22 protein-coding genes are annotated in these 20,825 nt (G+C 63.4%); 7 read left to right on the top strand and 15 right to left on the bottom strand.

Annotated features, from left to right (window positions below):
* The first annotated feature begins 29 nt into the window (after window positions 1-29).
* Entirely contained in the window at window positions 30-1,283 is a 1,254-nt protein-coding gene (gene glyA / locus ACJRW5_RS02385; RefSeq protein ID WP_484568929.1) for a serine hydroxymethyltransferase, read from the top strand.
* A gap of 69 nt (window positions 1,284-1,352) precedes the next feature.
* On the opposite strand, the gene ACJRW5_RS02380 is transcribed toward glyA, so the two are convergent.
* Window positions 1,353-1,859: a DUF3015 domain-containing protein gene (locus ACJRW5_RS02380; protein ID WP_484568928.1), complete on the bottom strand. Its 507-nt coding sequence runs from the start codon at window positions 1,857-1,859 to the stop codon at window positions 1,353-1,355.
* 169 nt (window positions 1,860-2,028) lie between these two features.
* On the opposite strand from ACJRW5_RS02380, the gene ACJRW5_RS02375 reads away from it, so the two are divergent.
* Window positions 2,029-2,400 (top strand): PilZ domain-containing protein, encoded by a 372-nt coding sequence (locus tag ACJRW5_RS02375; protein ID WP_484568927.1) that lies wholly within the window; start codon window positions 2,029-2,031, stop codon window positions 2,398-2,400.
* A gap of 5 nt (window positions 2,401-2,405) precedes the next feature.
* Here ACJRW5_RS02375 and ACJRW5_RS02370 read toward each other — a convergent pair whose 3' ends face one another.
* Both ACJRW5_RS02370 and radA read right to left on the bottom strand, forming a co-directional pair.
* Window positions 2,406-2,552 (bottom strand): hypothetical protein, encoded by a 147-nt coding sequence (locus ACJRW5_RS02370; RefSeq protein WP_484568926.1) that lies wholly within the window; start codon window positions 2,550-2,552, stop codon window positions 2,406-2,408.
* Between the two features lie 241 nt (window positions 2,553-2,793).
* Complete coding sequence (radA, locus tag ACJRW5_RS02365; RefSeq protein WP_484568925.1) at window positions 2,794-4,152, bottom strand: DNA repair protein RadA; 1,359 nt, start codon at window positions 4,150-4,152, stop codon at window positions 2,794-2,796.
* Between the two features lie 91 nt (window positions 4,153-4,243).
* Between radA and ACJRW5_RS02360 the strand changes: the two genes are divergently transcribed.
* The gene (locus ACJRW5_RS02360) at window positions 4,244-4,738 is read left to right on the top strand and encodes a GNAT family N-acetyltransferase (protein WP_484568924.1); all 495 of its coding nucleotides are present in this window, start codon (window positions 4,244-4,246) and stop codon (window positions 4,736-4,738) included.
* A 14-nt stretch (window positions 4,739-4,752) separates the two neighbouring features.
* Here the strand turns inward: ACJRW5_RS02360 and ACJRW5_RS02355 are convergent, their stop codons facing one another.
* Both ACJRW5_RS02355 and ACJRW5_RS02350 read right to left on the bottom strand, forming a co-directional pair.
* Window positions 4,753-5,031: an HP1242/YdcH family protein gene (locus ACJRW5_RS02355; RefSeq protein ID WP_484568923.1), complete on the bottom strand. Its 279-nt coding sequence runs from the start codon at window positions 5,029-5,031 to the stop codon at window positions 4,753-4,755.
* Window positions 5,032-5,110: 79 nt separating this feature from the next.
* Window positions 5,111-5,353 (bottom strand): HP1242/YdcH family protein, encoded by a 243-nt coding sequence (locus ACJRW5_RS02350; RefSeq protein WP_484568922.1) that lies wholly within the window; start codon window positions 5,351-5,353, stop codon window positions 5,111-5,113.
* A gap of 176 nt (window positions 5,354-5,529) precedes the next feature.
* On the opposite strand from ACJRW5_RS02350, the gene ACJRW5_RS02345 reads away from it, so the two are divergent.
* On the top strand, window positions 5,530-6,558 hold the full coding sequence (locus tag ACJRW5_RS02345; RefSeq protein WP_484568921.1) for a CNNM domain-containing protein: 1,029 nt from the start codon (window positions 5,530-5,532) through the stop codon (window positions 6,556-6,558).
* Here ACJRW5_RS02345 and ACJRW5_RS02340 read toward each other — a convergent pair whose 3' ends face one another.
* Window positions 6,559-7,335, bottom strand: coding sequence for a ferredoxin--NADP reductase (locus ACJRW5_RS02340; protein WP_484568920.1), 777 nt, complete (start codon window positions 7,333-7,335; stop codon window positions 6,559-6,561).
* A 69-nt stretch (window positions 7,336-7,404) separates the two neighbouring features.
* Between ACJRW5_RS02340 and ACJRW5_RS02335 the strand changes: the two genes are divergently transcribed.
* The 3 genes from ACJRW5_RS02335 (at window position 7,405) to ACJRW5_RS02325 (ending at window position 9,142) form a co-directional block, all read left to right on the top strand.
* Window positions 7,405-8,529 (top strand): methyltransferase, encoded by a 1,125-nt coding sequence (locus tag ACJRW5_RS02335; RefSeq protein WP_484568919.1) that lies wholly within the window; start codon window positions 7,405-7,407, stop codon window positions 8,527-8,529.
* A gap of 71 nt (window positions 8,530-8,600) precedes the next feature.
* A complete protein-coding gene (locus ACJRW5_RS02330) occupies window positions 8,601-8,858 on the top strand; it encodes a type II toxin-antitoxin system Phd/YefM family antitoxin (protein ID WP_484568918.1) in 258 nt (85 codons plus the stop codon).
* Complete coding sequence (locus tag ACJRW5_RS02325; RefSeq protein ID WP_484568917.1) at window positions 8,846-9,142, top strand: type II toxin-antitoxin system RelE/ParE family toxin; 297 nt, start codon at window positions 8,846-8,848, stop codon at window positions 9,140-9,142. The genes ACJRW5_RS02330 and ACJRW5_RS02325 overlap by 13 nt, the downstream gene beginning before the upstream one ends.
* 3 nt (window positions 9,143-9,145) lie before the next feature.
* Here ACJRW5_RS02325 and ACJRW5_RS02320 read toward each other — a convergent pair whose 3' ends face one another.
* The 9 genes from ACJRW5_RS02320 to ACJRW5_RS02280 form a co-directional block, all read right to left on the bottom strand.
* Window positions 9,146-10,465 carry a TldD/PmbA family protein gene (locus ACJRW5_RS02320; RefSeq protein ID WP_484568916.1) on the bottom strand — a complete coding sequence of 440 codons (1,320 nt, stop codon included), beginning with the start codon at window positions 10,463-10,465 and terminating at the stop codon, window positions 9,146-9,148.
* Window positions 10,465-11,907 (bottom strand): TldD/PmbA family protein, encoded by a 1,443-nt coding sequence (locus ACJRW5_RS02315; RefSeq protein WP_484568915.1) that lies wholly within the window; start codon window positions 11,905-11,907, stop codon window positions 10,465-10,467. Before ACJRW5_RS02315 ends, ACJRW5_RS02320 begins: the two co-directional genes overlap by 1 nt.
* A gap of 90 nt (window positions 11,908-11,997) precedes the next feature.
* Window positions 11,998-14,400, bottom strand: coding sequence for a TonB-dependent siderophore receptor (locus ACJRW5_RS02310; RefSeq protein WP_484568914.1), 2,403 nt, complete (start codon window positions 14,398-14,400; stop codon window positions 11,998-12,000).
* 247 nt (window positions 14,401-14,647) lie between these two features.
* Window positions 14,648-15,565, bottom strand: coding sequence for a FecR family protein (locus ACJRW5_RS02305; RefSeq protein ID WP_484568913.1), 918 nt, complete (start codon window positions 15,563-15,565; stop codon window positions 14,648-14,650).
* Complete coding sequence (locus ACJRW5_RS02300) at window positions 15,562-16,065, bottom strand: RNA polymerase sigma factor (RefSeq protein ID WP_484568912.1); 504 nt, start codon at window positions 16,063-16,065, stop codon at window positions 15,562-15,564. The genes ACJRW5_RS02305 and ACJRW5_RS02300 overlap by 4 nt, the downstream gene beginning before the upstream one ends.
* A 94-nt stretch (window positions 16,066-16,159) precedes the next feature.
* The gene (locus tag ACJRW5_RS02295; protein ID WP_484568911.1) at window positions 16,160-16,306 is read right to left on the bottom strand and encodes a DUF2474 domain-containing protein; all 147 of its coding nucleotides are present in this window, start codon (window positions 16,304-16,306) and stop codon (window positions 16,160-16,162) included.
* A 75-nt stretch (window positions 16,307-16,381) separates the two neighbouring features.
* The gene (cydB, locus tag ACJRW5_RS02290; protein ID WP_484568910.1) at window positions 16,382-17,389 is read right to left on the bottom strand and encodes a cytochrome d ubiquinol oxidase subunit II; all 1,008 of its coding nucleotides are present in this window, start codon (window positions 17,387-17,389) and stop codon (window positions 16,382-16,384) included.
* Window positions 17,390-17,391: 2 nt separating this feature from the next.
* Entirely contained in the window at window positions 17,392-18,831 is a 1,440-nt protein-coding gene (locus ACJRW5_RS02285) for a cytochrome ubiquinol oxidase subunit I (protein WP_484568909.1), read from the bottom strand.
* A gap of 421 nt (window positions 18,832-19,252) precedes the next feature.
* Window positions 19,253-20,530, bottom strand: coding sequence for an acetyl-CoA C-acetyltransferase (locus ACJRW5_RS02280; protein WP_484568908.1), 1,278 nt, complete (start codon window positions 20,528-20,530; stop codon window positions 19,253-19,255).
* Window positions 20,531-20,825: the final 295 nt, after the last annotated feature.

The raw sequence follows: 20,825 nt of genomic DNA, 5'->3' as shown, positions 1-20,825 counted from the left end.
TCCGCCCAACTGGTTTTCAGGGGATTGCCATGTTCAGCCGTGATTTGAATCTCGCTCGTTTTGACGCCGAACTCTTTGCCGCGATGGAGCAGGAAGCTCAGCGCCAGGAAGAGCACATCGAGCTGATCGCCTCGGAAAACTACACCAGCCCGGCCGTGATGGAAGCCCAGGGTAGCGTGCTGACCAACAAGTACGCAGAGGGTTATCCGGGCAAGCGCTACTATGGTGGCTGCGAGTACGTGGACGTGGTCGAACAACTGGCCATCGATCGCGCCAAGGAGCTGTTCGGCGCCGACTACGCCAACGTCCAGCCGCACTCCGGCAGCCAGGCCAACAGCGCCGTATACATGGCCCTGCTCAACGCTGGCGACACCGTGCTGGGCATGAGCCTGGCCCACGGCGGCCACCTGACTCACGGCGCCAGCGTCAGCTTCTCCGGCAAGATCTACAACGCCGTGCAGTACGGCATCAACGACCAGGGCCTGATCGACTACGACGAAGTCGAGCGCCTGGCCGTGGAGCACAAGCCGAAGATGATCATCGCCGGCTTCAGCGCCTACTCGCAGGTACTGGACTTCCCACGCTTCCGCGCCATTGCCGACAAGGTCGGTGCCTACCTGTTCGTCGACATGGCCCACGTGGCCGGCCTGGTCGCCGCTGGCCTGTACCCGAACCCGGTACCGTTCGCCGACGTGGTGACCACCACCACCCACAAGACCCTGCGCGGCCCACGCGGCGGCCTGATCATCGCCCGCGCCAACGAGGAGCTCGAGAAGAAATTCAACTCTGCGGTATTCCCGGGTGGTCAGGGTGGCCCGCTGGAGCACGTCATCGCCGCCAAGGCGGTGTGCTTCAAGGAAGCGCTGCAGCCTGAATTCAAGGCCTATCAGGCTCAGGTGATCAAGAACGCCCAGGCCATGGCCCAGGTGTTCATCGACAACGGCTATGACGTGGTTTCCGGCGGTACCGAGAACCACCTGTTCCTGCTGTCGCTGATCAAACAGGACATTACCGGCAAGGACGCGGACGCCGCCCTGGGTCGCGCCTACATCACCGTGAACAAGAACAGCGTACCGAACGACCCGCGCTCGCCTTTCGTAACCTCCGGCCTGCGTATCGGCACCCCGGCCGTCACCACCCGCGGCTTCAAGGAAGCGCAGTGCCAGCAACTGGCTGGCTGGATCTGCGAAGTACTGGCCAACATCGGCAACGACGAAGTCGAAGGCCGCGTACGCGAGCAGGTCAAAACCCTGTGCGCGCAGTTCCCGGTATACGGCAACTGATGCCAGCGGCCTGAAATGAAGAAGCCCGCCGATTGGCGGGCTTCTTTTTACCTGCGATTCAGCCGCGTGTCAGGCCGGTTGTTTCACGTAGCGCGCCAACTGCGTATCGCGGCTCATCACCTCCAGCGTGGCGGCCAGCACCTGTTCGCTGGTGGCATCGGCTTGGCTGAAGATGCTGCCGAAGTTGTCGTGAGTGACCTTGGCGAAATGTGCACGGTCCTTGGCCTCTACGCCCAGCAGAGTGGCATAGGCGTCCAATGCTTCGCCCTGACCGACCGCCATGTCTTCGGCGATGGAGTCGAGCATGCCGTTCATCGCCAGCATGGAACGACCGTTATAGCCCAGCGCACCGCTGGTATCGCAGCCGTTGGTGCCGGAGGTCATGCCAAAGGTGGCGTTGCCCGAAGTGCCGTTGGTCGTGGTAGCCAGGAAGTGCGGCGCCATGCCTCGTTGCCCTTCGAACAGCATGTTGCCCCAGCCGCAGCCGTTGCCGCCGGCTGCATCGGCGAACGCACCCACGCTGGCCATGCTCAGCAGGCCAAAAACCAAACTCTTACCCAGCAGTCGCTTGCTCATATCTGTCGCTCCGCAATGTCGAGTAATAAAAACTGCATAAGGAGCTTTGGCCAGGTCCTCTCACCTGTCAAACGACTGACGCTACCGTTCATGCGACGCGACACAATTCGCGACCGCTGGCGACGGCCTTGGCTATAGTATTGGGAAACCTGCTGATCGGAGTATGGGCATGAGTGAACCAGCCAATGAGCGTCGGCGCTTTCAGCGCATTGCCTTCGACGCTCCCACCGTGATCGCCCAGGGTGAGCGGCAATGGAAGGCAGCGTTGCACGACATATCACTCAAAGGCCTGTTGATCAGGACGCCGCATGATTGGAGCGGTGACCCGGACCAGCCCTTCGAAGCGCTTGTGGAACTGGGAGGAGAAGCCCGGGTGAAGATGGAGGTGGTACTGACTCGCACACAGCCTCAGTATCTCGGCTTCGTCTGCCGCCATATCGACCTTGAGTCCATCAGCCATCTGCGTCGTCTGGTTGAACTCAACCTTGGCGATGAACAACTACTGGAACGCGAACTGGCGGCATTGGGCGAAGACGACTAGCTCGATCAGTGGCGCAGGCAGGCAACCTCGGCCTGCTCGCGGCGCTGACGACGCGCCTGGATACGCTGCGCTTCACGACGAGCATCGCGCGACTCGACGGCCTTGGCGTCGAAGTTGAAAGCACGGGAAAAGAAATCGAAGAACAGGAACATGATGGTGTCTCCCTCGTTGGATACGCCTTCATGCTGCGCGCCGATAGCCTGCTACCTATTGATCCCGATCAATTTTGCCCAGAGCCTCATCGCGGCAGAACGCCGCAGCCTTTGGGCCAGCTACTACCGTAGCCCGGATGAAATCCGGGGATGCCCTTTCCCGGACTGCATCCGGGCTACGAACTAGGTTGCACAGGTCTGCAGGAAGATATTCTGCCGCAACTTACAGGCCTTACGGCAGCTACTCGAACAGCGCGTCCAGCGCTTGTTCCAGACGCGTCACCGCAATGATCTGCAGCCCTGGCGGCGCCTCTTTGGGCGCATTGCCCTTGGGCACGATGGCGCGCTTGAAGCCATGCTTGGCCGCCTCTTTGAGGCGCTCCTGACCGCTCGGCACCGGGCGGATCTCGCCGGACAGGCCGATCTCGCCGAACACCAGCAAATCATGCTGCAACGGGCGGTTACGCAGACTGGAAATCACCGCAGCCATCAGCGCGAGATCGGACGCCGTCTCCAGCACCTTGACCCCGCCGACCACATTGAGGAACACGTCCTGATCGTAGGTGGGGATGCCGCCATGCCGGTGCAGCACGGCCAGCAGCATGGCCAGGCGGTTCTGATCCAGCCCCAGGGTGACGCGCCGCGGATTGCCCAGGTGGCTGGTGTCGACCAGCGCCTGCACCTCCACCAGCATTGGCCGCGAGCCTTCCCAGGTGGCCATCACCACACTGCCCGGCACCGCTTCCTGGGCGCGAGTGAGGAAGATCGCCGAGGGATTGGAGACCTCCTTCAGACCCTTGTCGGTCATGCCGAACACACCCAGTTCATTGACCGCGCCGAAGCGGTTCTTCACCGCACGCAGCAGGCGCAGACGGCCGTCCGACTCACCTTCGAAATACAGCACGGTGTCGACCATATGCTCCAGCACGCGCGGACCAGCCAGTGCACCCTCCTTGGTCACATGGCCGACGAGGAAGATCGCCGTACCGCTCTGCTTGGCGAAGCGCACCAGCAGCGCCGCGCTCTCGCGCACCTGAGCGACGCCGCCGGGAGCCGACTGCAACTGTTCGGTGAAGATGGTCTGGATCGAGTCGATCACCATCACCTTGGGTTTTTCCTGACGCGCCGTGGCGATGATCGATTCGATACAGGTCTCGGTCATCACCTTGAGCTTGTCCTGCGGCAGGTCCAGACGACGGGCACGCATGGCCACCTGCTGCTGCGACTCCTCGCCGGTGACGTACAACGCAGGAAAACGCTGAGCGACATTGCACAGGGTCTGCAGCAGGATGGTCGACTTGCCGATACCGGGGTCGCCGCCGATCAGCACCACCGAGCCGTCGACCAGGCCGCCACCGAGCACCCGGTCCAGCTCGCTGGAGGCAGTGGAAAAGCGTGGAATTTCTTCGACACTGACCTCAGCCAGCGTCTTGATATTGGCCTTGTCACCGGCCCAACCTGTACGCCCGCTGGGCGTCGCGCCCTCGACCACGGTTTCCACCAGGGTATTCCAGGCCCCGCACTCGCCGCACTGCCCCGCCCATTTGGGAAAGGTGGCGCCGCACTCGGTGCAGCCGTACATGCGTTTTGCCTTGGCCATGGGGAAGTCGTCCTGCCTGTTCAACGAAGGCTGGAACGATACCGAACAACTGGATAAATTTACAGACTTCACAGCCGGAGCAGAACGCCCCATGCAGATAGAACTTGTGCCCACCGATGCCGATCAACTGCCGCTGATTGCCAACCTGTACCAGTTCTATGCCTATGAAAGCTCCGACTGGGAACAGGAGGATGTGGAAACCGACGGCCGCTTCTATATTCATGAGCCGCATCTGCAGCGCTACTGGCAGGAGTCGGGATGGAGCGCCAATCTGGTTCTCGCTGACGGATTCATCGCCGGTTTCCTGCTGATCGAGCAGAGTGAGTTACCGGGGCTCGACGTCCCCGAGTTCGCCGACCTGTTCATCCTGAAGCGATACCGACGCCGCGGCATCGGCCGCGCGCTGGTGCAACAGGTGATGGGCAACGAACAACCGTGGCTACTGCGCTACTACCATCAGGACGAAGTCGCCCAGACATTCTGGCAGCAGCTGTTGAGCGAATGGCCAAGGCCACCGCGCGAACTGTGGACGGAAGACGCCGCGGACGGGCTGATCAGCTACCTGATCAATCCGCCCGTGCACTGAGGAGAAGCGAAGGCCTAGCCCTTGCAGCCGTTGCCACAGCCGCAGCACTGGCCGTTGGCGCGCTTGAGCTGACGCGCCAGCTCGTCTTTGAGCGCAACGCGATTGAGCTTCAGCGCCTGCAGCGAAACATCGTCGAGTAACTCGATACCGTCTTCGACTCGACAGATGCGCTTGTCCAGCGCCTCGTACTCTTCGGCCTGACGGGCAAACAGCGCATCCTCCTGACGGAGGCGTTGCAGGGTAACGCGGTCTTCGGAAAAGTCATGAACCAGAGAGTGGTGGTCGACATGCATGGCACAGTTCCTCAATGAAGTGTTGCCTGCAGCCTACCTCGCCCGCACCAGCGCCCCCTTGACCGGCGTCAATCGCCGATCAGCTGCTGCCTTGCAGCAGACCTGCGATTTCGTCCTTCAGACCTACACGCTGCAGCTTGAGTCCCTGCAGAGTCAGATCATCGGATGCAGAACGTCCGTCTTCTATTTCATAAATACGTTTGTCCAGCGCCTCGTACTCCTCCGCCAGCCGGGCAAAGCGGGCGTCACTTTGCATCAATTTGCGCAACGCCTCCTGCTGCTGGGGAAATTCTCGATTGAGCGGGTGATGTTCAAGCGGCATGGAAGACACTCCCAGAAGATGGTTCTACTAGCCTAGTCGAAGCTGAGCCAGCTGCAGTTCGGCGCGAGAATCAGCGCTAGCTGGATCGCAGCGGCGAAATGAAATGTTTCAGCTTTCCTGCATGAACGCGTGCGTTTCCGCTAAATTGGCAACCCCTTGGTTACTTATCCCCCTACATGACACTCCTGATAGCGTTCGCTGTCCTTTCCATCCTGGTTTCGTTTCTCTGCTCCATTCTCGAAGCCGCCCTGCTCTCTCTGACGCCCAGCTATATCGCCCAGCAAAAGGTCGACAGGCCTAAGCAGTACCGGCGTCTCAAAGCACTCAAAGACAAGATCGATCAGCCCCTGGCGGCCATCCTCACGCTCAATACCGTGGCCCATACCGTGGGCGCCACCGGCGTCGGCGCACAGGTTGCGATCGTGTTCGGCGACGGCTATCTCGGCGTTGTCTCGGCCGTCATGACCCTGCTCATCCTGGTGCTATCAGAGATTCTGCCGAAGACCATCGGCGCCCGTTACTGGCGTGTTCTGGCGCCTTTCCTGCCGGGCGTGCTGGGCGGCATGATCCTGCTGCTGAAACCCTTCATCCTGCTCTCCGACCTGCTCATGCGCCTGTTCGGCGGCAAGGAGCCGGAACACGACGTGCGCCAGGAAATCAAGGCGCTGACCCTGCTCGGCCGTGAAGTCGGCTCGCTGGATGAAGACGAGCAGCGGGTAATCGGCAACATTCTCGACCTGCACGAGATTCGCCTGCGCGACATCATGACCCCGCGCATCGTCTGTGAATTCGCGGTACCGGACGAATCGATCGCAACCTTCAAGGCGCGCGCCAGGGAAAGCCAGTTCTCCCGCTACCCGGTGATCGGCGAGGACGAAGCGCCACTGGGCGTGGTATTCCGCTACGACGCGCTGGATGCCGCCGATGAAACGGCGCCTGTTACCAGCATCATGAAACCGCTCAAAGTCGTGCCGGAAAGCATGAACGTCGAAAACCTGATGACCCAGCTGATGCATGAGCGCCAGCACATGTGCCTGGTGTACGACGAGTTCGGCAGCTGGCGCGGCCTGGTGACTCTGGAAGACATCATGGAAACCATCATCGGCAAGCCGATCCTCGACGAGACCGATGACATCCCCAACATGCGCCGCTTCGCCAAGCGCCGCTGGGAACACCGCATCAAGGCCATCCGCGAAGACGACTGATCACCAGTAGTTTTCCACCGCCACCTGACCCGGCCGCCGGGTCAGGCTCAGGTTCAGCCCGCGCGCCTTCAGGCGCTGACGAATGTCGTCGATCATCTGCGGGTTGCCGCAGATCATTACCCGCGACTGCTCGGGCGTCAGCTCAAGGCCGGCAGCACGCTCCAGCTCGCCGCTGTCGAGCAAGTCGGTGATGCGCGCATTGAGACAACCCGGCACCTGCTCGCGGGTCACCACCGGAAGATAGGTCAGCTTGCCGGCGAACTCGGCCAGATGTTCCAGCTCAGCCAGGCCATTGATCATCGACTGATAAGCCAGCTCGGCCCGTGTACGCGCGCTGTATACCAGCACGATACGCTCGAAGCGCTGCCAGACCTCGAAGTCCTGCAGCATCGACAGAAACGGGGCGATTCCCGTGCCACTGCCGAGCAGCCACAGCTCGCGGCCGTCGACGAAGCGATCGAGCGTGAGATAACCGGTTGCCAGCTTCTCCACCAGCAGGCTGTCGCCAGCACGCAAGCGGCTCAGCTCACTGGTGAACTCGCCGCCCGGCACGACGATGGAAAAGAATTCGAGAAACTCGTCATGCGGCGCCGACACCAGTGAATAGGCACGCCAGACTTGCGAACCGTCGGCTTTCTCCACACCCAGACGGACGAACTGCCCGGCACGAAAACGAAAACCGGCATCACGGGTGGTGCGCAGGGTAAACAGACTGGGCGTCAGCGTCTGCACGTCGAGCAGGCGCTGACGGGTGAACTTGTCGTCGCTGACGGTCATAATTGCCCCCTTCATTGAATTCGCTGACAGTCTGGCTCAATCCGCCTACGACAAACACCGACGGTTTCCATGCCTATTTTCGCCACGCCCTTCGCCCAGCTCGACCTGCTGCGCCAGCCGCATCAGCCGAACGAACCGCTGCAGGCCTTCGACGCCGCCGACGAATACCTGCTCAACCACCTGCACGAGCAGGGCCTGAGCCCCGACGCCTCTGTATTGGTGCTCAACGATAGCTTCGGCGCCCTGGCCTGCTCGCTGGCCGGGCAGTGCCGGGTCACCAGCAGCGGCGACTCGCACCTGGGTCATCTGGCCCTGCAGCAGAACCTCGCCAGCAAAGGCCTGAGCGCAGAGGCGGTGACCTTCGTGCCAAGCAGCGAGGCCGTCGTGGGGCCGTTCGACTGGGTGCTGATCCGCGTGCCGAAAACCCTGGCGCTGCTGGAAGAACAGCTGATCCGCCTGCACGGCCAGCTCGCCCCCGGCGCCCGCGTGGTGGCCGGCGCCATGATCAAGCACCTGTCGCGCGCCGCTGGTGATCTGCTGGAAAAATACCTCGGCCCGGTGCAGGCCTCGCTGGCGGTGAAGAAGGCGCGCCTGCTGCACGTCAGCGTCGAAGCCAAGGCCGCGCCGCAGTCGCCCTACCCGAGTCGCTACCGGCTGGACAAACCGGCGCTGGAGCTGGTCAACCACGCCAACGTGTTCTGCCGCGAAGGGCTGGACATCGGCACCCGCGCCTTCCTCCCGCACCTGCCCAAACATGTCGACGCCCGTCGCGTCGCCGACCTCGGCTGCGGCAACGGCGTGCTGGCCATCGCCTACGCGCTGGCCAATCCGCAGGCCGAGCTGACCCTGGTCGACGAGTCATACATGGCCGTGCAGTCGGCGCAGGAAAACTGGCAAGCCGCGCTCGGTGAACGGCCGGTGACCATCCGCGCCGGCGACGGCCTGGCCGGGCAGCCGGCCGACTCGCTGGACCTGGTGCTGTGCAATCCGCCCTTCCATCAGCAGCAGGTGGTCGGCGATTTCCTCGCCTGGCGCATGTTCCAGCAGGCCCGCGCCGCTCTGGTGACCGGCGGCGAACTGTGGATCGTCGGCAACCGCCATCTGGGCTACCACGCCAAACTGGCGCGGCTGTTCCGTGGCGTCGAACAGGTGGCGGCCAATCCCAAGTTCGTCGTGCTCAAGGCGCGTAAGTAGGTACAAAGTTGCCGGCCGAGAAAAGTATCACTAAAGTAGCACTTCCCACTTCATCTTGCTGAGCACCGACCATGAAAGTCGAACTGGTGACCAACCTGAAGCGACACGCCACGCGGATTCTGGCGGACCTGCATGAGTCCAAGGAAGCGGTGCTGATCACCGAGCATGGGCAACCCTCGGCTTATCTGGTGGATGTCGACGATTACCAGTTCATGCAGAAGCGCCTCGCCCTGCTGGAAGCGCTGTCACGTGGTGAACGTGCGGTAGCGGAAGGGAATGTCGTGAACCATGAGCAAGCCAAGGACAGGCTGAGCAAGTGGCTGAAATAGTCTGGACAGTGCCAGCCCTTGAGCAGCTCGACGACCTGGCGCAGTACATCGCATTGGACAAACCTGCGGCGGCTCGGGCACTGGTCGCAAAAGTAGTCGCAGCGGTATCGCGACTGGAGCATTTTCCTGACTCAGGTCGTGTTCCCGTGGAGCTTCCCGGCTCCATCTATCGCGAGGTCGTCGTACCGCCCTGCCGCATCTTTTATCGAGCTGCAAACGAACAGGTTTTCATCATCCACATCATGCGAGAAGAACGCCTGTTGCGCGCCCACATGCTCGAATGACGCTCACAACGTCAGAGTAAAGCGCGACAACAGCGCCCCCGGCAACGCCATCGAGCCGGTCTGCCGTGCGCCGTAGGTGCCGCTGGGCAGCAGCAACTGCGGCTCGCGGGTCAGCGCCTCCAGGCTGTCACCGAAGAAGCTGAACAGCGAATCGTCGAAGCGCATGGTGTCCACCGGCGCCTGGATCTGCCCATCCTCGACCCAGAAGGTGGCGAAGCGGGTCATGCCGGTCAGGCGCCCGGCCGGCAGGTCGGAGAAGTTGCCGTACCACAGGTTGCCGATGTACAGCCCCGTGCCCAGCCGCTCCAGTACCTCGCCCTCTTCCAGATCGCCGCCGTGCACGCGCAGCGACAAGGGGTATTCACCGCTGCACGCGCCATTGGCGCTCAGGCCGTATTCGGCGGCGCTGCGCGAACTGACCAACTGCTCGCCGGGCTGCCCGGCGCGGATCAGCCGCGCCGCCTGGCGCGGCCCTTCGCGGGTAAAGGCCGGGGCCAAGCCGCCGTCGATGCGTTCATCCATGCTCAGCAGCGAGCTGAGCGTCGCCTTGCCATTGAACAGCCGCTGCAGCGGGCTGCCACCGGAGGCCAGTGCCTGCGCGCCGAAGCCCCAGCAGAACAAGCCGACCAGTTCCTCCAGCGCCGCCGGGCTCAAGTAAGCGCGGTAATCTCCCGGCGCCAGCGCATGCGCCGGGCGACCGAGAAACGCCAGTTGCTGGCGGGCATTGTCCAGACTGCGGGCAAAGGCCGCGGCGTCCCAGCGCTCGCCGGCATAAGTGCTCTTCACCGCCTGGCCGTTGCCGTGGAACAGGCTGAACTCGAAGTTGAAACTGCTCGCCACATGCCAGCCCAGCGCGCCCCAGGAACTGGCGAAGCCCTGATACTGCGGCCCGGCGGCGAGAAAGCCGACCAGATCCAGCCCCTGCGCCAGCTCGCAGATCTGCCGCGCCATGGTCGCCGCATCCTGGGCCACCACCGCGTTTTCCGCCTCGCTGCGCCAGGCCTCGCGGTTCAGGCGCAGGTAAGGGTCGTCACTCAGCCCCGGCAGCACCTCACGCAATTGCTGCAGCGCCACCTGCAGCAGCGGCAGGTCATCGCCCAGCACGCCGCTGAGCGCCAGCTTGTGTTCGGCATGGCGCTGGCCCTGATACAGCGCCAGCGTGGCGTACACCTGCTGCACCGTGCCGGCCTGGCGCACGTGCGCCTGATTGAAACGGATAAAGGCCGAGTCCTCGGCCTGATAACCCAGGGTGAAGCCTTCGCCGGCACCCAGTTGCGCCTGAAGAAATTCAACGAACCCGGTGAAATGATCGCGCGCGTGCATCAGGCGGCTCCTCCGAAAACATCGACATCACTGAACACGCAGGCCGGCGAAGCATGGCCGACGCGGATCACCTGATTGGGTTCGCCCTTGCCGCAATACGGCGTGCCAAGCACCTCGAAGGTACTGGCATCGCCCACCGCGCGCAGGTTGCGCCAGAACTGCGCGCTGATGCCGCGGTAGTTGGGGTTCTTCACCACGCCCTTGAGTTCGCCGTTCTCGATCAGCTGGCCCCACTCGCAGCCGAACTGGAATTTGTTGCGCGCGTCATCGATCGACCACGAGCGGTTGTTGCTCATCAGCACGCCGCGCTCGATGCCGCCGATCAGCTCGCTCAGCGTCTTGTCGCCCGGTTCCAGATTGAGGTTGGCCATACGATCGATGGGCGGCCGGTTCCAGCTGCAGGCGCGGCTGTTGGCCACCCCCGGCAAGCCGCTACGCCACTGCGACAGCGCACCGCCGAGCGGGCGTTGGAGAATGCCGCGCTCGATCAGCAGTTGGCGCTCGGCCGGCGTGCCGTCGTCGTCATGGCTGTAGCTGGCCAGCTCGCCCGGCACATCCGGGGCGAAGCTGACGTTGAGCAGCGGCGAACCGTAGCGGTAGTGGCCGAAGTCCTCCTGGCGGATAAAGCTGGTGCCGGCGAAGTTGCGCTCGTCGCCAAGGATGCGATCCAGCTCCAGCGGATGGCCGATGGATTCGTGAATCTGCAGGATCATCTGATCCGGCAGCAGCAACAGATCGCAGGTCTCGTTCGGCGTATTCGGCGCCAGCAGCAGTTGCAGCGCCTCGTCGGCAATCCGTGCGGCGCTGCCCGGCACACCCAGTTGAGCCAGCACCTCGGCGCCGCCCTGACGGGCCAGGTGGCTGCCGCCGAAGCTGCGGCTCTGGCTGTCGTTGCCGTCGCTGGCGGTGACGCCCAACTGCGGAAACACGTAGCGCTGCGCGCGGCGCAAACAGGCGCCGGCGCTGTTCAGATAAATCTGCTGGTGATCGGTGAAGCCCAGGCCGTGGTGGCTGTCCACCAACCGGCTGTCCTGCGGGATACCGGCCGACTCGGCCTGCAGCCAGTCGTACCAGTGCGCGGGGTTCGATTGCGCCTGTGCATAACCCGGCATCAGGTCATCGACCTGGCCCTGCGGCACCGGCAGCTCGCGCACATCCAGCAACTGCTGCGCCGCCAGCGCGCGGGCCAACTGCTCGGCACGATTCAGCGCCGCCTGCAGGCCGGCCTGGCTGAGATCACTGGTGGCGGCATAGGCCTCGGCACCGCCAACGCGGGCGGTGAGCATGGCCCCGCCATCGCTGGCAAACGCCGGCGCCTGCGCCACGCGCCGGCGCAGCCAATAAGACTCGCGGCGCTCCTGCACATGGCGCAAGGCCCAGAAGTCGGCCGTGGATTGCAGCGCAGCAAAGCGCCGCTGCAGGGTATCGCTTAAGGCGAACATCGGGCCTCCGAGGAAATCGCTAGAGGCCGGCAGTATGGGAATAAGCCTGCGCCTCGGGCAACCATCGCAGGGGCGCTTGAGCGCTTCGGCTCAGAAATCGACCGTCGCCGAGACCTTGAAGGTACGCGGCGCGCCCTGGGTCAGATAGCCGCCGTTGGCCGAGGCCCAGTAGTTTTCGTCGGCGACGTTTTCCAGCACGGCATTGAGCGTCACACCGTGCTCATCCACGCGGGTCTTGTAGCGTGCGCCCAGATCAACGCGGGTCCAGGCCGGGATGCTGTAGTCGTTGGCCGCATCGACGTACTGACCACCAGTGCGCAGCAGCAGGCCGTTGAGGCTCAGCCCCGGTACACCCGGCACGTCCCAGTCGGCGCCGACGTTGAACTGGAACTCGGGCACGCCGACCGCCTGGTTGCCGTCATTGGTGCCGCCAGCGGTGCCGCGCAGCTCGGCCTCGGTCCAGGTCGCCCCGCCGAGCAGGCGCAGGCCGCGCACAGGCTCGCCGAACAGGCTCAGTTCGACACCACGGTTGCGCTGTTCGGCGTCCACGCCATAGTTGCCGTTACCGTCGATCACACCCTGCGGCTGCTCGATGCGAAAGACGCTCACACTGCCGCCGAAGCGGCCCCAATCGAGCTTCGCCCCCACCTCGGTCTGCTTGGAACGATAGGGCGCGAACATGGTGCCGCGGTTGTTCGCTGCATTGGGTGCGGTCGGCCCCTGTTGCAGTGACTCCACGCGGTTGGCGTACAGCGACAGGTAGTCAGTGGGCTTGATCACCAGGCCATAGGCCGGGGTGGTGATGCTGTCCTGGTAATTGGAGGTACGCGCACCATTGGCCGCACTCCAGGCATCGGCACCGATGCTCTGGCGGCGCAAGCCCAGGGTCAGCAGTACACGCTCATCGAAGAAACCCAGCGTATCGGAGACGGCCAGGCTCTTGTTCTGCACCTTGGCGGTGGTGTCCGGGTCGTGCAGATCGCCGGAGATGCTCGTAGGCACGGGCTCAGAGACTGGCGCCCCGGTGTAGAGGTTGCCGTAACCGCGACTGCCCGCGGCAGTGGACTCGAAGGCGTTGCGCTTCTCCTGCCAGATACCGTTGGCTGCCAGGTTGAGCTTATGGCTGACCGGGCCGGTCTGCAGCTCGCCGCGCAGGCCCGTGGCCAGGCTCAGGGTTTCCTGGTCCAGCGGAGAATAGAGGCGGCCGATACGCGCCGCGCCATCAGCGCCGTACACGTAGTTGGAGGCGTACACACCGTTCTCTCGCGTGTACTTGCCACCACCGATCAGATAAGCCGTCCAGGACGGCGACAGATCGTACTCGGCACTGAACATGGCGTAGCTGTCTTCGAGCTGCGACCAGCTCCAGGGCTGGGCATAGTTGTGTTTGGAGTCCGGCGCCGACGGCACCTTGCCGTTGAGGGTAGAGGTGGCGCCGCTGGTGGTCAGGTACACCACCGAGCGTCCCTGGTCGACGCGCTGTTTCTGGTAGCCAAGATCCGCCGCCAGGCGCAGGCGCTCGCCACGGTAGTCCAGACCCAGGGTCGCCAGGCTGAAGCGCGAATGCTCATCGTCGATCCCCGTCTCGCCCTCGCGCTGAGCCAGGTTCAGGCGCACACCGAAGCGGTTGTCATCGCCAAAGCGACGGCCGAGGTCGAGATGCCCGCCCACCCGGCTGGCGTTGCTGTAATCCAGGGTGAAGCTGCGTGTCGGGGTGTCTTCGGCACGCTTGGACACCACGTTGATCGCCCCGCCCACACCGCTGCCGCCCGGCGCCACACCGTTGATGAAGGCATTGGCGCCCTTGAACACCTCGACCCGCTCGACCGACTCGGTGGAGATGATCTGCCGCGGCAGAATGCCGTACAGGCCGTTGAAGGCGATATCGTCGCTGTACAGCTGGAAGCCGCGCACGACGAAGACCTGCGAGAAGTTGCCGAAGCCGTAGGACTGGCGCACGCCCGGATCGCTGGCCAGTACATCGGCCAGGGTCTGCGCCTGGCGCGTCTCGATCAGCTCGGAGGTGTAGCTGGCAAAGGCGAAGGGCACGTCCTGCATGTCCTGGTTGCCGAGCAGACCGATATTACCACCACGTGCCACCTGGCCACCGGCATAGGCGGCTGGCAGATCACGGCGGGCGTCGAGCTGGCCACTGACGGTGGTGGCGTCCAGTTGCAGAATATCTTCCCCTTCCGGGACGGGCACCAGCGTGACGGTGCCATCGGCGCCGACCTTGAACGTCAGGCCACTGCCGCGCAGTAGGCGCTGCAGCCCCTCGTCGACCGGATAATCGCCCTTGAGCGCCACACTCGTACTCGCCTGACGAGTCAGGCTGGCGTCGTAGAGCAGGCGCACGCCGGCCTGCTCGGCGAAGTCGGTCAGGGCCGCGTCCAGCGGCTGGGCCGCGATGTCCAGTTCGACGGCCTGGGCCTGCATGGCCGAGAAACCGAGGGAAAGCGCGATCAACGTCGGGAGGAAGGGAATCGAACGCATGCTGATGTCCTGTGCTCTGCTGAGTATTCATGCGAAGAAGTCGCATTTGCAGAAACAGAAGACGAAGCCATCAGGCATTCCTGAACCGATGCCGTGATTTTTTTTGCAAAAGATTCAGGGCAAAGGCATCAGTATCGAAACTGCGCTGCCGCCACGGTGGACAGAAAAGCGTTGCCCACCCTTGTGTCGGAGACGCTCGGCCCGTGGGAGGGGCTTTAGCCGCGACGGAGCGAGCGCGAGCACGTGATCAACTGTTCGACGACACCAACAGCACACCCGGCAAACGGGTCAGCTTCACCGGCAAGGCCGTTTCAATGGCGCGCAGCACCGCCTGTGGATCGTTCAGGGCGAACACTCCGGTGACCTTCAGCTCACGTGCCTTTTCGTCGAGAAACAGCACACGCTGCGCCTGCTGCCGCGACAACTCCGCAAACACCTCGGGCAGGGGTCGGTCGCGAAATACCAAACGCCCACGCTGCCAGGCCAGCGCGCGCGACGCATCCAGCGGCTGCAGCGCCTGCAGCTTGCCGGCCTGCCAGGCGATCTGCTCACCGGCCTGCACCGCCAGCTCGGTGCCCTGCTCGTCGCTGACGCGCACCTGCCCTTCGGTAACCGCCAGCAGCACATGGTCATCGAGCATGTTGACGTCGAAGCGCGTGCCGGTAACCTGAATATGCGCCTGGCCGGCGTCGATCACGAACGGATGCTCGGCGTCCGCCGCAACCTTGAAATCAGCCTGACCACGATACAGCCGTACCCGCCGCAGACCGCCAGCATCGGCGTTCCAGTCGAGCGCCGTAGCACCGTTGAGCTGCAGCCAGGAACCATCGCTGAGTTGCACACTGCGAATCTCTCCCGCTGCGCTGTGTACATCCGCGTGCCAGTCCGGCGGCGTCAGCCACACCGCCAGCAACAGGCAGGCGGCCGTGGCCAGAGGCACTCTCCAGCGCTTGACACGGCGCGGCATGCTCATGACCTGCGCGGCGGGTCGCTCGACCTGCCCCAGCAATGTCCACAAGCGCTCCACCTCCGCCAGTGCGGCGGCATTGCTTGCGCTGGCCTGGCGCCAGTGCTCGGCGGCAGCCCGTTCCGCCTCGCTGGCATTACCGGAGTTGAGCAGCACCAGCCACTCTCGGGCCTGGCGGCGAAGATCCTGGTCAGTCAAGGCGATTCATCCATGCGTTCCTGGCAATATTCGAGGGCCTTGAGGATATAGCGTCCGGCCATGCTTTCCGAGACGCCGAGGCGTTCGCCGATCTCGCGCTGAGTGAGCCCATCCAGACGATTCCACAACAGCGCCTGACGCAAGTGCTCGGGCAGCTCCTGCATCAGCGTCTGCAGACGCGCCAGCCGGCGGCTGTCATCGGTTGCCTGTTCGGGTTCGGGCAGGTCACTTTCCAAGGTCTCGTCGATCGGCGCCAGCTGCGGCCGAACCTGTTGCTGGCGGTGGTGATCGATCAGCAGATTGCGGGCGATGCGGTAGAGGAAGGCGCGCACGTTGCCGATCTCCTCGGCACGCCGTCCCTGCAGGCGCAGCCAGGTCTCCTGACGCAAGTCGGCAGCCAGCTCGCTGCAGCGGGTCTGGCGGACGAAGAAGCGCAGCAATTCACCGGAATGACGCCGGAACAACTCTTCCGAAGGTGATGGATCGCGAGGCGGGGACACGAAGAAGACTCGGCACCGAAAAGGCCGAGAAAATATTACACCTGAAAATGATTTTCAAATGTATCGCCAGCAATCCGACCGGAGGCCCAGTGCTTCAGCTTGGCGTGCCCAAACCCGCTGCACTCATGAACAAGCGCAACAACCAGGCCACCACACCCAGCGCGCTGACGCTGCAGGCCCAGATCAGCAGCAGCCAGCCCAGGCGCTGCCACAAGGGTTTCTTCTCTGCGGTTTCAGCCATACCAGTCTCCTCAGAACCTGAATCGAAGGCTCGCGCCAGAGCCAACTGTCAACGCAGCAGGCCCTGGCCAGGTTCTCAGTGATAACCATCGTCCACCGTCACCTTGCCGCGGAACACGTAGTAGCTCCAGGCGGTGTACATGAGGATGAAGGGAATGATGAACAGCGCGCCCACCAGCATGAAGCCCTGGCTCTGCGGCGGTGCAGCTGCCTGCCAGATGCTGATCGACGGCGGGATGACGTTCGGCCACAGGCTGATGCCCAGGCCGCTGTAGCCGAGAAAAATCAGCACCAGGGTGAGCACGAACGGCGAGTAGTGGGCATTTTCCGCAACCGACTTGAGTAGCGCCCAGGTGCACAGCAGAACCAGCACCGGTACCGGCATGAACCAGAACAGGTTGGGCAGGCTGAACCAGCGCTCGGCGATGGCCGGGTGAGCGAAGGGCGTCCACAGGCTGACGATGGCCGTCACGCCGAGCAGCACCAGCACCAACGGCCGCGCCATATCGTGCATCTGCTGCTGCAGGCGGCCATCGGTCTTCATGATCAGCCAGGTGCAGCCGAGCAGTGCATAGGCGCAGATCAACGCCAGTCCGCAGAACACCGAGAACGGCGTCAACCAGTCGAAGGCGCCGCCAGCGAAGGTTCGGTCGACCACTTCGAAACCGTCGATGTAGGCGCCCAGCGCCACGCCCTGGCAGAAGGTCGCAGTCAGCGAGCCGCCGATGAAGGCCTTGTCCCACAGATGACGCTTGGCAGCCTTGGCCTTGAAGCGAAACTCGAAGGCTACACCACGGAAGATCAGCCCCAGCAGCATCAGGATCAGCGGCAGGTACAGCGCATCCAGCACCACCGCATAAGCCAGCGGGAAAGCGCCGAACAGCGCGGCACCACCGAGCACCAGCCAGGTTTCGTTGCCGTCCCACACCGGCGCGACGGTGTTCATCATTACATCGCGCTCACCCTCGTCCCGCACGAAAGGAAAGAGGATGCCGATACCCAGATCGAAACCATCCATCACCACGTACATCATCACGCCAAAAGCGATGATCACTGCCCAGATCAGCGAAAGATCGATACCCATGTTCAGATCCTCTCCGGCAAAGTGTCGGTTTCGCCGTCTTCCAGCCCTTCTTCGGCAGCCGAAAGCGGACGCGCCGGGGTGCGGGGCTGCCCAGGGCCGCCGTCCGACGGTGCGTTACCCTCATCGATCTTCGGCCCTTTGCGCACCAAGCGCAGCATGTAACCGATGCCGGCGCCGAACAGGACGAAATACACGATGACGAACAACGCCAGCGTCACGCCAAGTTGCGTCGCACTGTGCCCGGACGAGGCATCGGCGGTGCGCATCAGGCCATGAATGATCCACGGCTGGCGGCCGATTTCGGTGGTGTACCAGCCGGCGAGAATCGCGATGATCCCCGAGGGCCCCATCCATACCGCCAGGTGCAGGAACGGACGCGACTGGAACAGGCGCCCGCCACGGCGCAGCCAGGTACCCCAGAGCCCGACCAGGATCATCAGCAGGCCCATGGAGACCATGATGCGGAAGGTCCAGAAGACGATGGTGGAGTTGGCCCTGTCTTCCGGCGCAAACTCCTTCAGGGCCGGCACCTGCTTGTCCAGGCTGTGGGTCAGGATCAGGCTGCCGAGTGCCGGAATTTCCACTTTGAAGCGGGTTTCCTCACGCTCCATATCGGGCCAGCCGAAGAGAATCAGCGGCGTCGGTTCGTCACCGACATTCTCCCAGTGCCCTTCGATCGCGGCGATCTTCGCCGGCTGGTACTTCAGCGTGTTAAGGCCGTGGAGATCACCGATGAAGGCCTGCACCGGCGCCACCAGCAGCGCCATCCACACCGCCATCGACAGCATCTTGCGGATCGCCGGATTGTCGCGCCCGCGCAGCAAGTGCCAGGCCGCCGAGGAACCGACGAAGAAGGCAGTAGCGAGGAAGGCCGCCGTGGCCATGTGCGCCAGGCGATAGGGGAACGACGGGTTGAATACCACGGCGAACCAGTCTACCGGGATCACCCGCCAGTCGACGATCTCGAAACCCTGCGGCGTGTGCATCCAGCTGTTGGAGGCGAGAATCCAGAAGGTCGAGATCAGCGTGCCGATGGCCACCATCACCGTGGAAAAGAAGTGCAACCCCGGCCCGACGCGGTGCCAGCCAAACAGCATGACGCCGAGGAAGCCCGCCTCAAGGAAGAATGCGGTGAGCACTTCGTAAGTCAGCAGCGGCCCGGTGACCGCGCCGGCAAAGTCGGAGAACGCACTCCAGTTGGTGCCGAACTGATAGGCCATGACCAGGCCGGAGACCACGCCCATACCGAAGTTGACCGCGAAGATCTTCGACCAGAAGTGGTAGAGATCACGATAAACCGTATTGCCGGTTTTCAGCCACAGGCCTTCGAGCACGGCCAGGTAGCTGGCCAGACCGATGGTGATGGCGGGAAAGATGATGTGGAAGGAGATGGTGAAGGCAAACTGGATTCGGGCGAGATCGAGCGCCTCTAGGCCGAACATGTTACGTCCTCATTCAGGGTTATCTCGGCCCCGGCACGCAAAGCCGAGCCATAGACTCCAGGTCTTGGAGTCGAACCAGCTGGAATTGTTCTTATGAAGTGGGCAACGGCCTTGAAAGCCGCCGAAGGTAGCGCGCGAAAACGCTGCATTGATCTGGATCAATGCGCAATGAAAGACTAGCTGCTAATCGCCCGACTTGCTCTGTGGTCGTTTGCCGCGCGACAGAGCACCACAGCGCTGAGCAGAAAAGCTTCGCCCCGGGGCGAGGCTCCCACGAAAGCGGCGGTGTCTGATCGTAGGAGCGGCGCCCCGCCGCGAACCCGCAAGCGAAAAAAAGGCGGCCACGCGCTGCGCGGGCCGCCCGAATCACGGAGTTGCTTACATCGCGTGACCACGATGACGAGTGGCCACGCCTATTGGATTACCGTTCGAGGATCGCGGTCACACCCTGACCGCCTGCGGCACAGATGGAGATCAGCCCGCGTCCTTCGCCAGCCGCCGCCAGCAACTTGGCCAGGTTGGCGACGATACGCCCGCCAGTCGCCGCGAACGGATGGCCGGCGGCGAGCGAACTGCCCTTGACGTTCATCTTGCTGCGCTCGATGGAACCCAGCGCCGCGTCCAGGCCCAGGCGTTCCTTGCAGTACTCGGTGTCTTCCCAGGCCTTGAGCGTACACAGCACCTGAGCGGCGAACGCCTCGTGAATCTCGTAGTAGTCAAAGTCCTGCAACGTCAGGCCGTTGCGCGCCAGCAGGCGCGGCACGGCGTAGACCGGCGCCATCAGCAGCCCTTCCTTGCCCTTGACGAAGTCCACAGCTGCCGCCTCGCCGTCGCGCAGGTAGGCCAGCACCGGCAGGCCACGGGCCTTGGCCCACTCCTCGCTAGCCAGCAGAACCACCGAGGCGCCATCGGTCAGCGGCGTGGAATTGGCCGGTGTCAGGGTGCCGCGCGGGCCACGTTCGAAGCAGGGTTTGAGCGTGGCAAGCTTCTCCGCGCTGATGTCCGGGCGCAGATTCTGGTCACGGGTCAGGCCCAGGAATGGTGTCATCAAATCATCCTGCCAGCCCTCGGCGTAAGCCGCCGCCAGCTTCTGATGGCTGGCCAGGGCCAGTTGATCCTGTTCGTCACGCGGGATAGCCCAGCGCTGCGCCATCAGCTCGCAGTGCTCGCCCATCGACAAGCCGGTACGCGGCTCGCCATTGCGCGGGATGTGCGGCGCCAGATGGCGCGGGCGAATCTTCAGCAAGCTCTTGACCTTGTCGCCGGTGCTCTTGCCACGATTGGCTTCCAGCAGGATCTGGCGCAGCCCCTCGTTGACGCCAATCGGTGCGTCCGAGGTGGTGTCGACACCACCGGCGATGCCGCAGTCAATCTGCCCGAGGGCGATCTTGTTGGCCACCAGGATCGCTGCTTCCAGACCAGTGCCGCAGGCCTGCTGCAAGTCATAGGCTGGGGTTTCCGGCGCTAGACGCGAGCCCAGCACGCACTCGCGGGTCAGGTTGAAATCACGCGAATGCTTGAGCACCGCACCGGCGACCACCTCGCCGAGACGCTCACCGTGCAGATTGAAACGCTCCACCAGTCCCTCGAGGGCACTGGTCAGCATCTCCTGGTTACTCGCCCGGGCGTAGACGGTGTTGGAACGGGCGAACGGAATACGGTTGCCGCCTACGATGGCGACCCGGCGCAACTGGACCATGAGGACTCCTTGCTGGTCGAGAGAGCGAAGAAACGATGACGAACTACTGTGCGTCATCCGACTCATAAGAGCCTGTTCACGATCTGCTGCGCGTCGGCTAAACGGCGTTGAAAGCGGCCTCAGAATGCTCATTTACAGCGCGTAAACTCCGCTTCTTCGGTCGTTTTCGCCACCGTTTATCTCTAGCTCGCAAGATCGTGAACAGGCTCTAAGAATGTCAGGTTTACACTGTAGCCTTCTGGCTGCACAGGCTAAACCTCGCGCCGACGCGAACATTGGCCGCCTTGCCGGCATA

Origin of the sequence: Pseudomonas pichavaramensis, assembly GCF_050473265.1 — a bacterium.
In the GTDB taxonomy this organism is placed as follows: Bacteria; Pseudomonadota; Gammaproteobacteria; order Pseudomonadales; family Pseudomonadaceae; genus Aquipseudomonas.
This window is presented reverse-complemented; position numbering and strand designations above follow the sequence as displayed.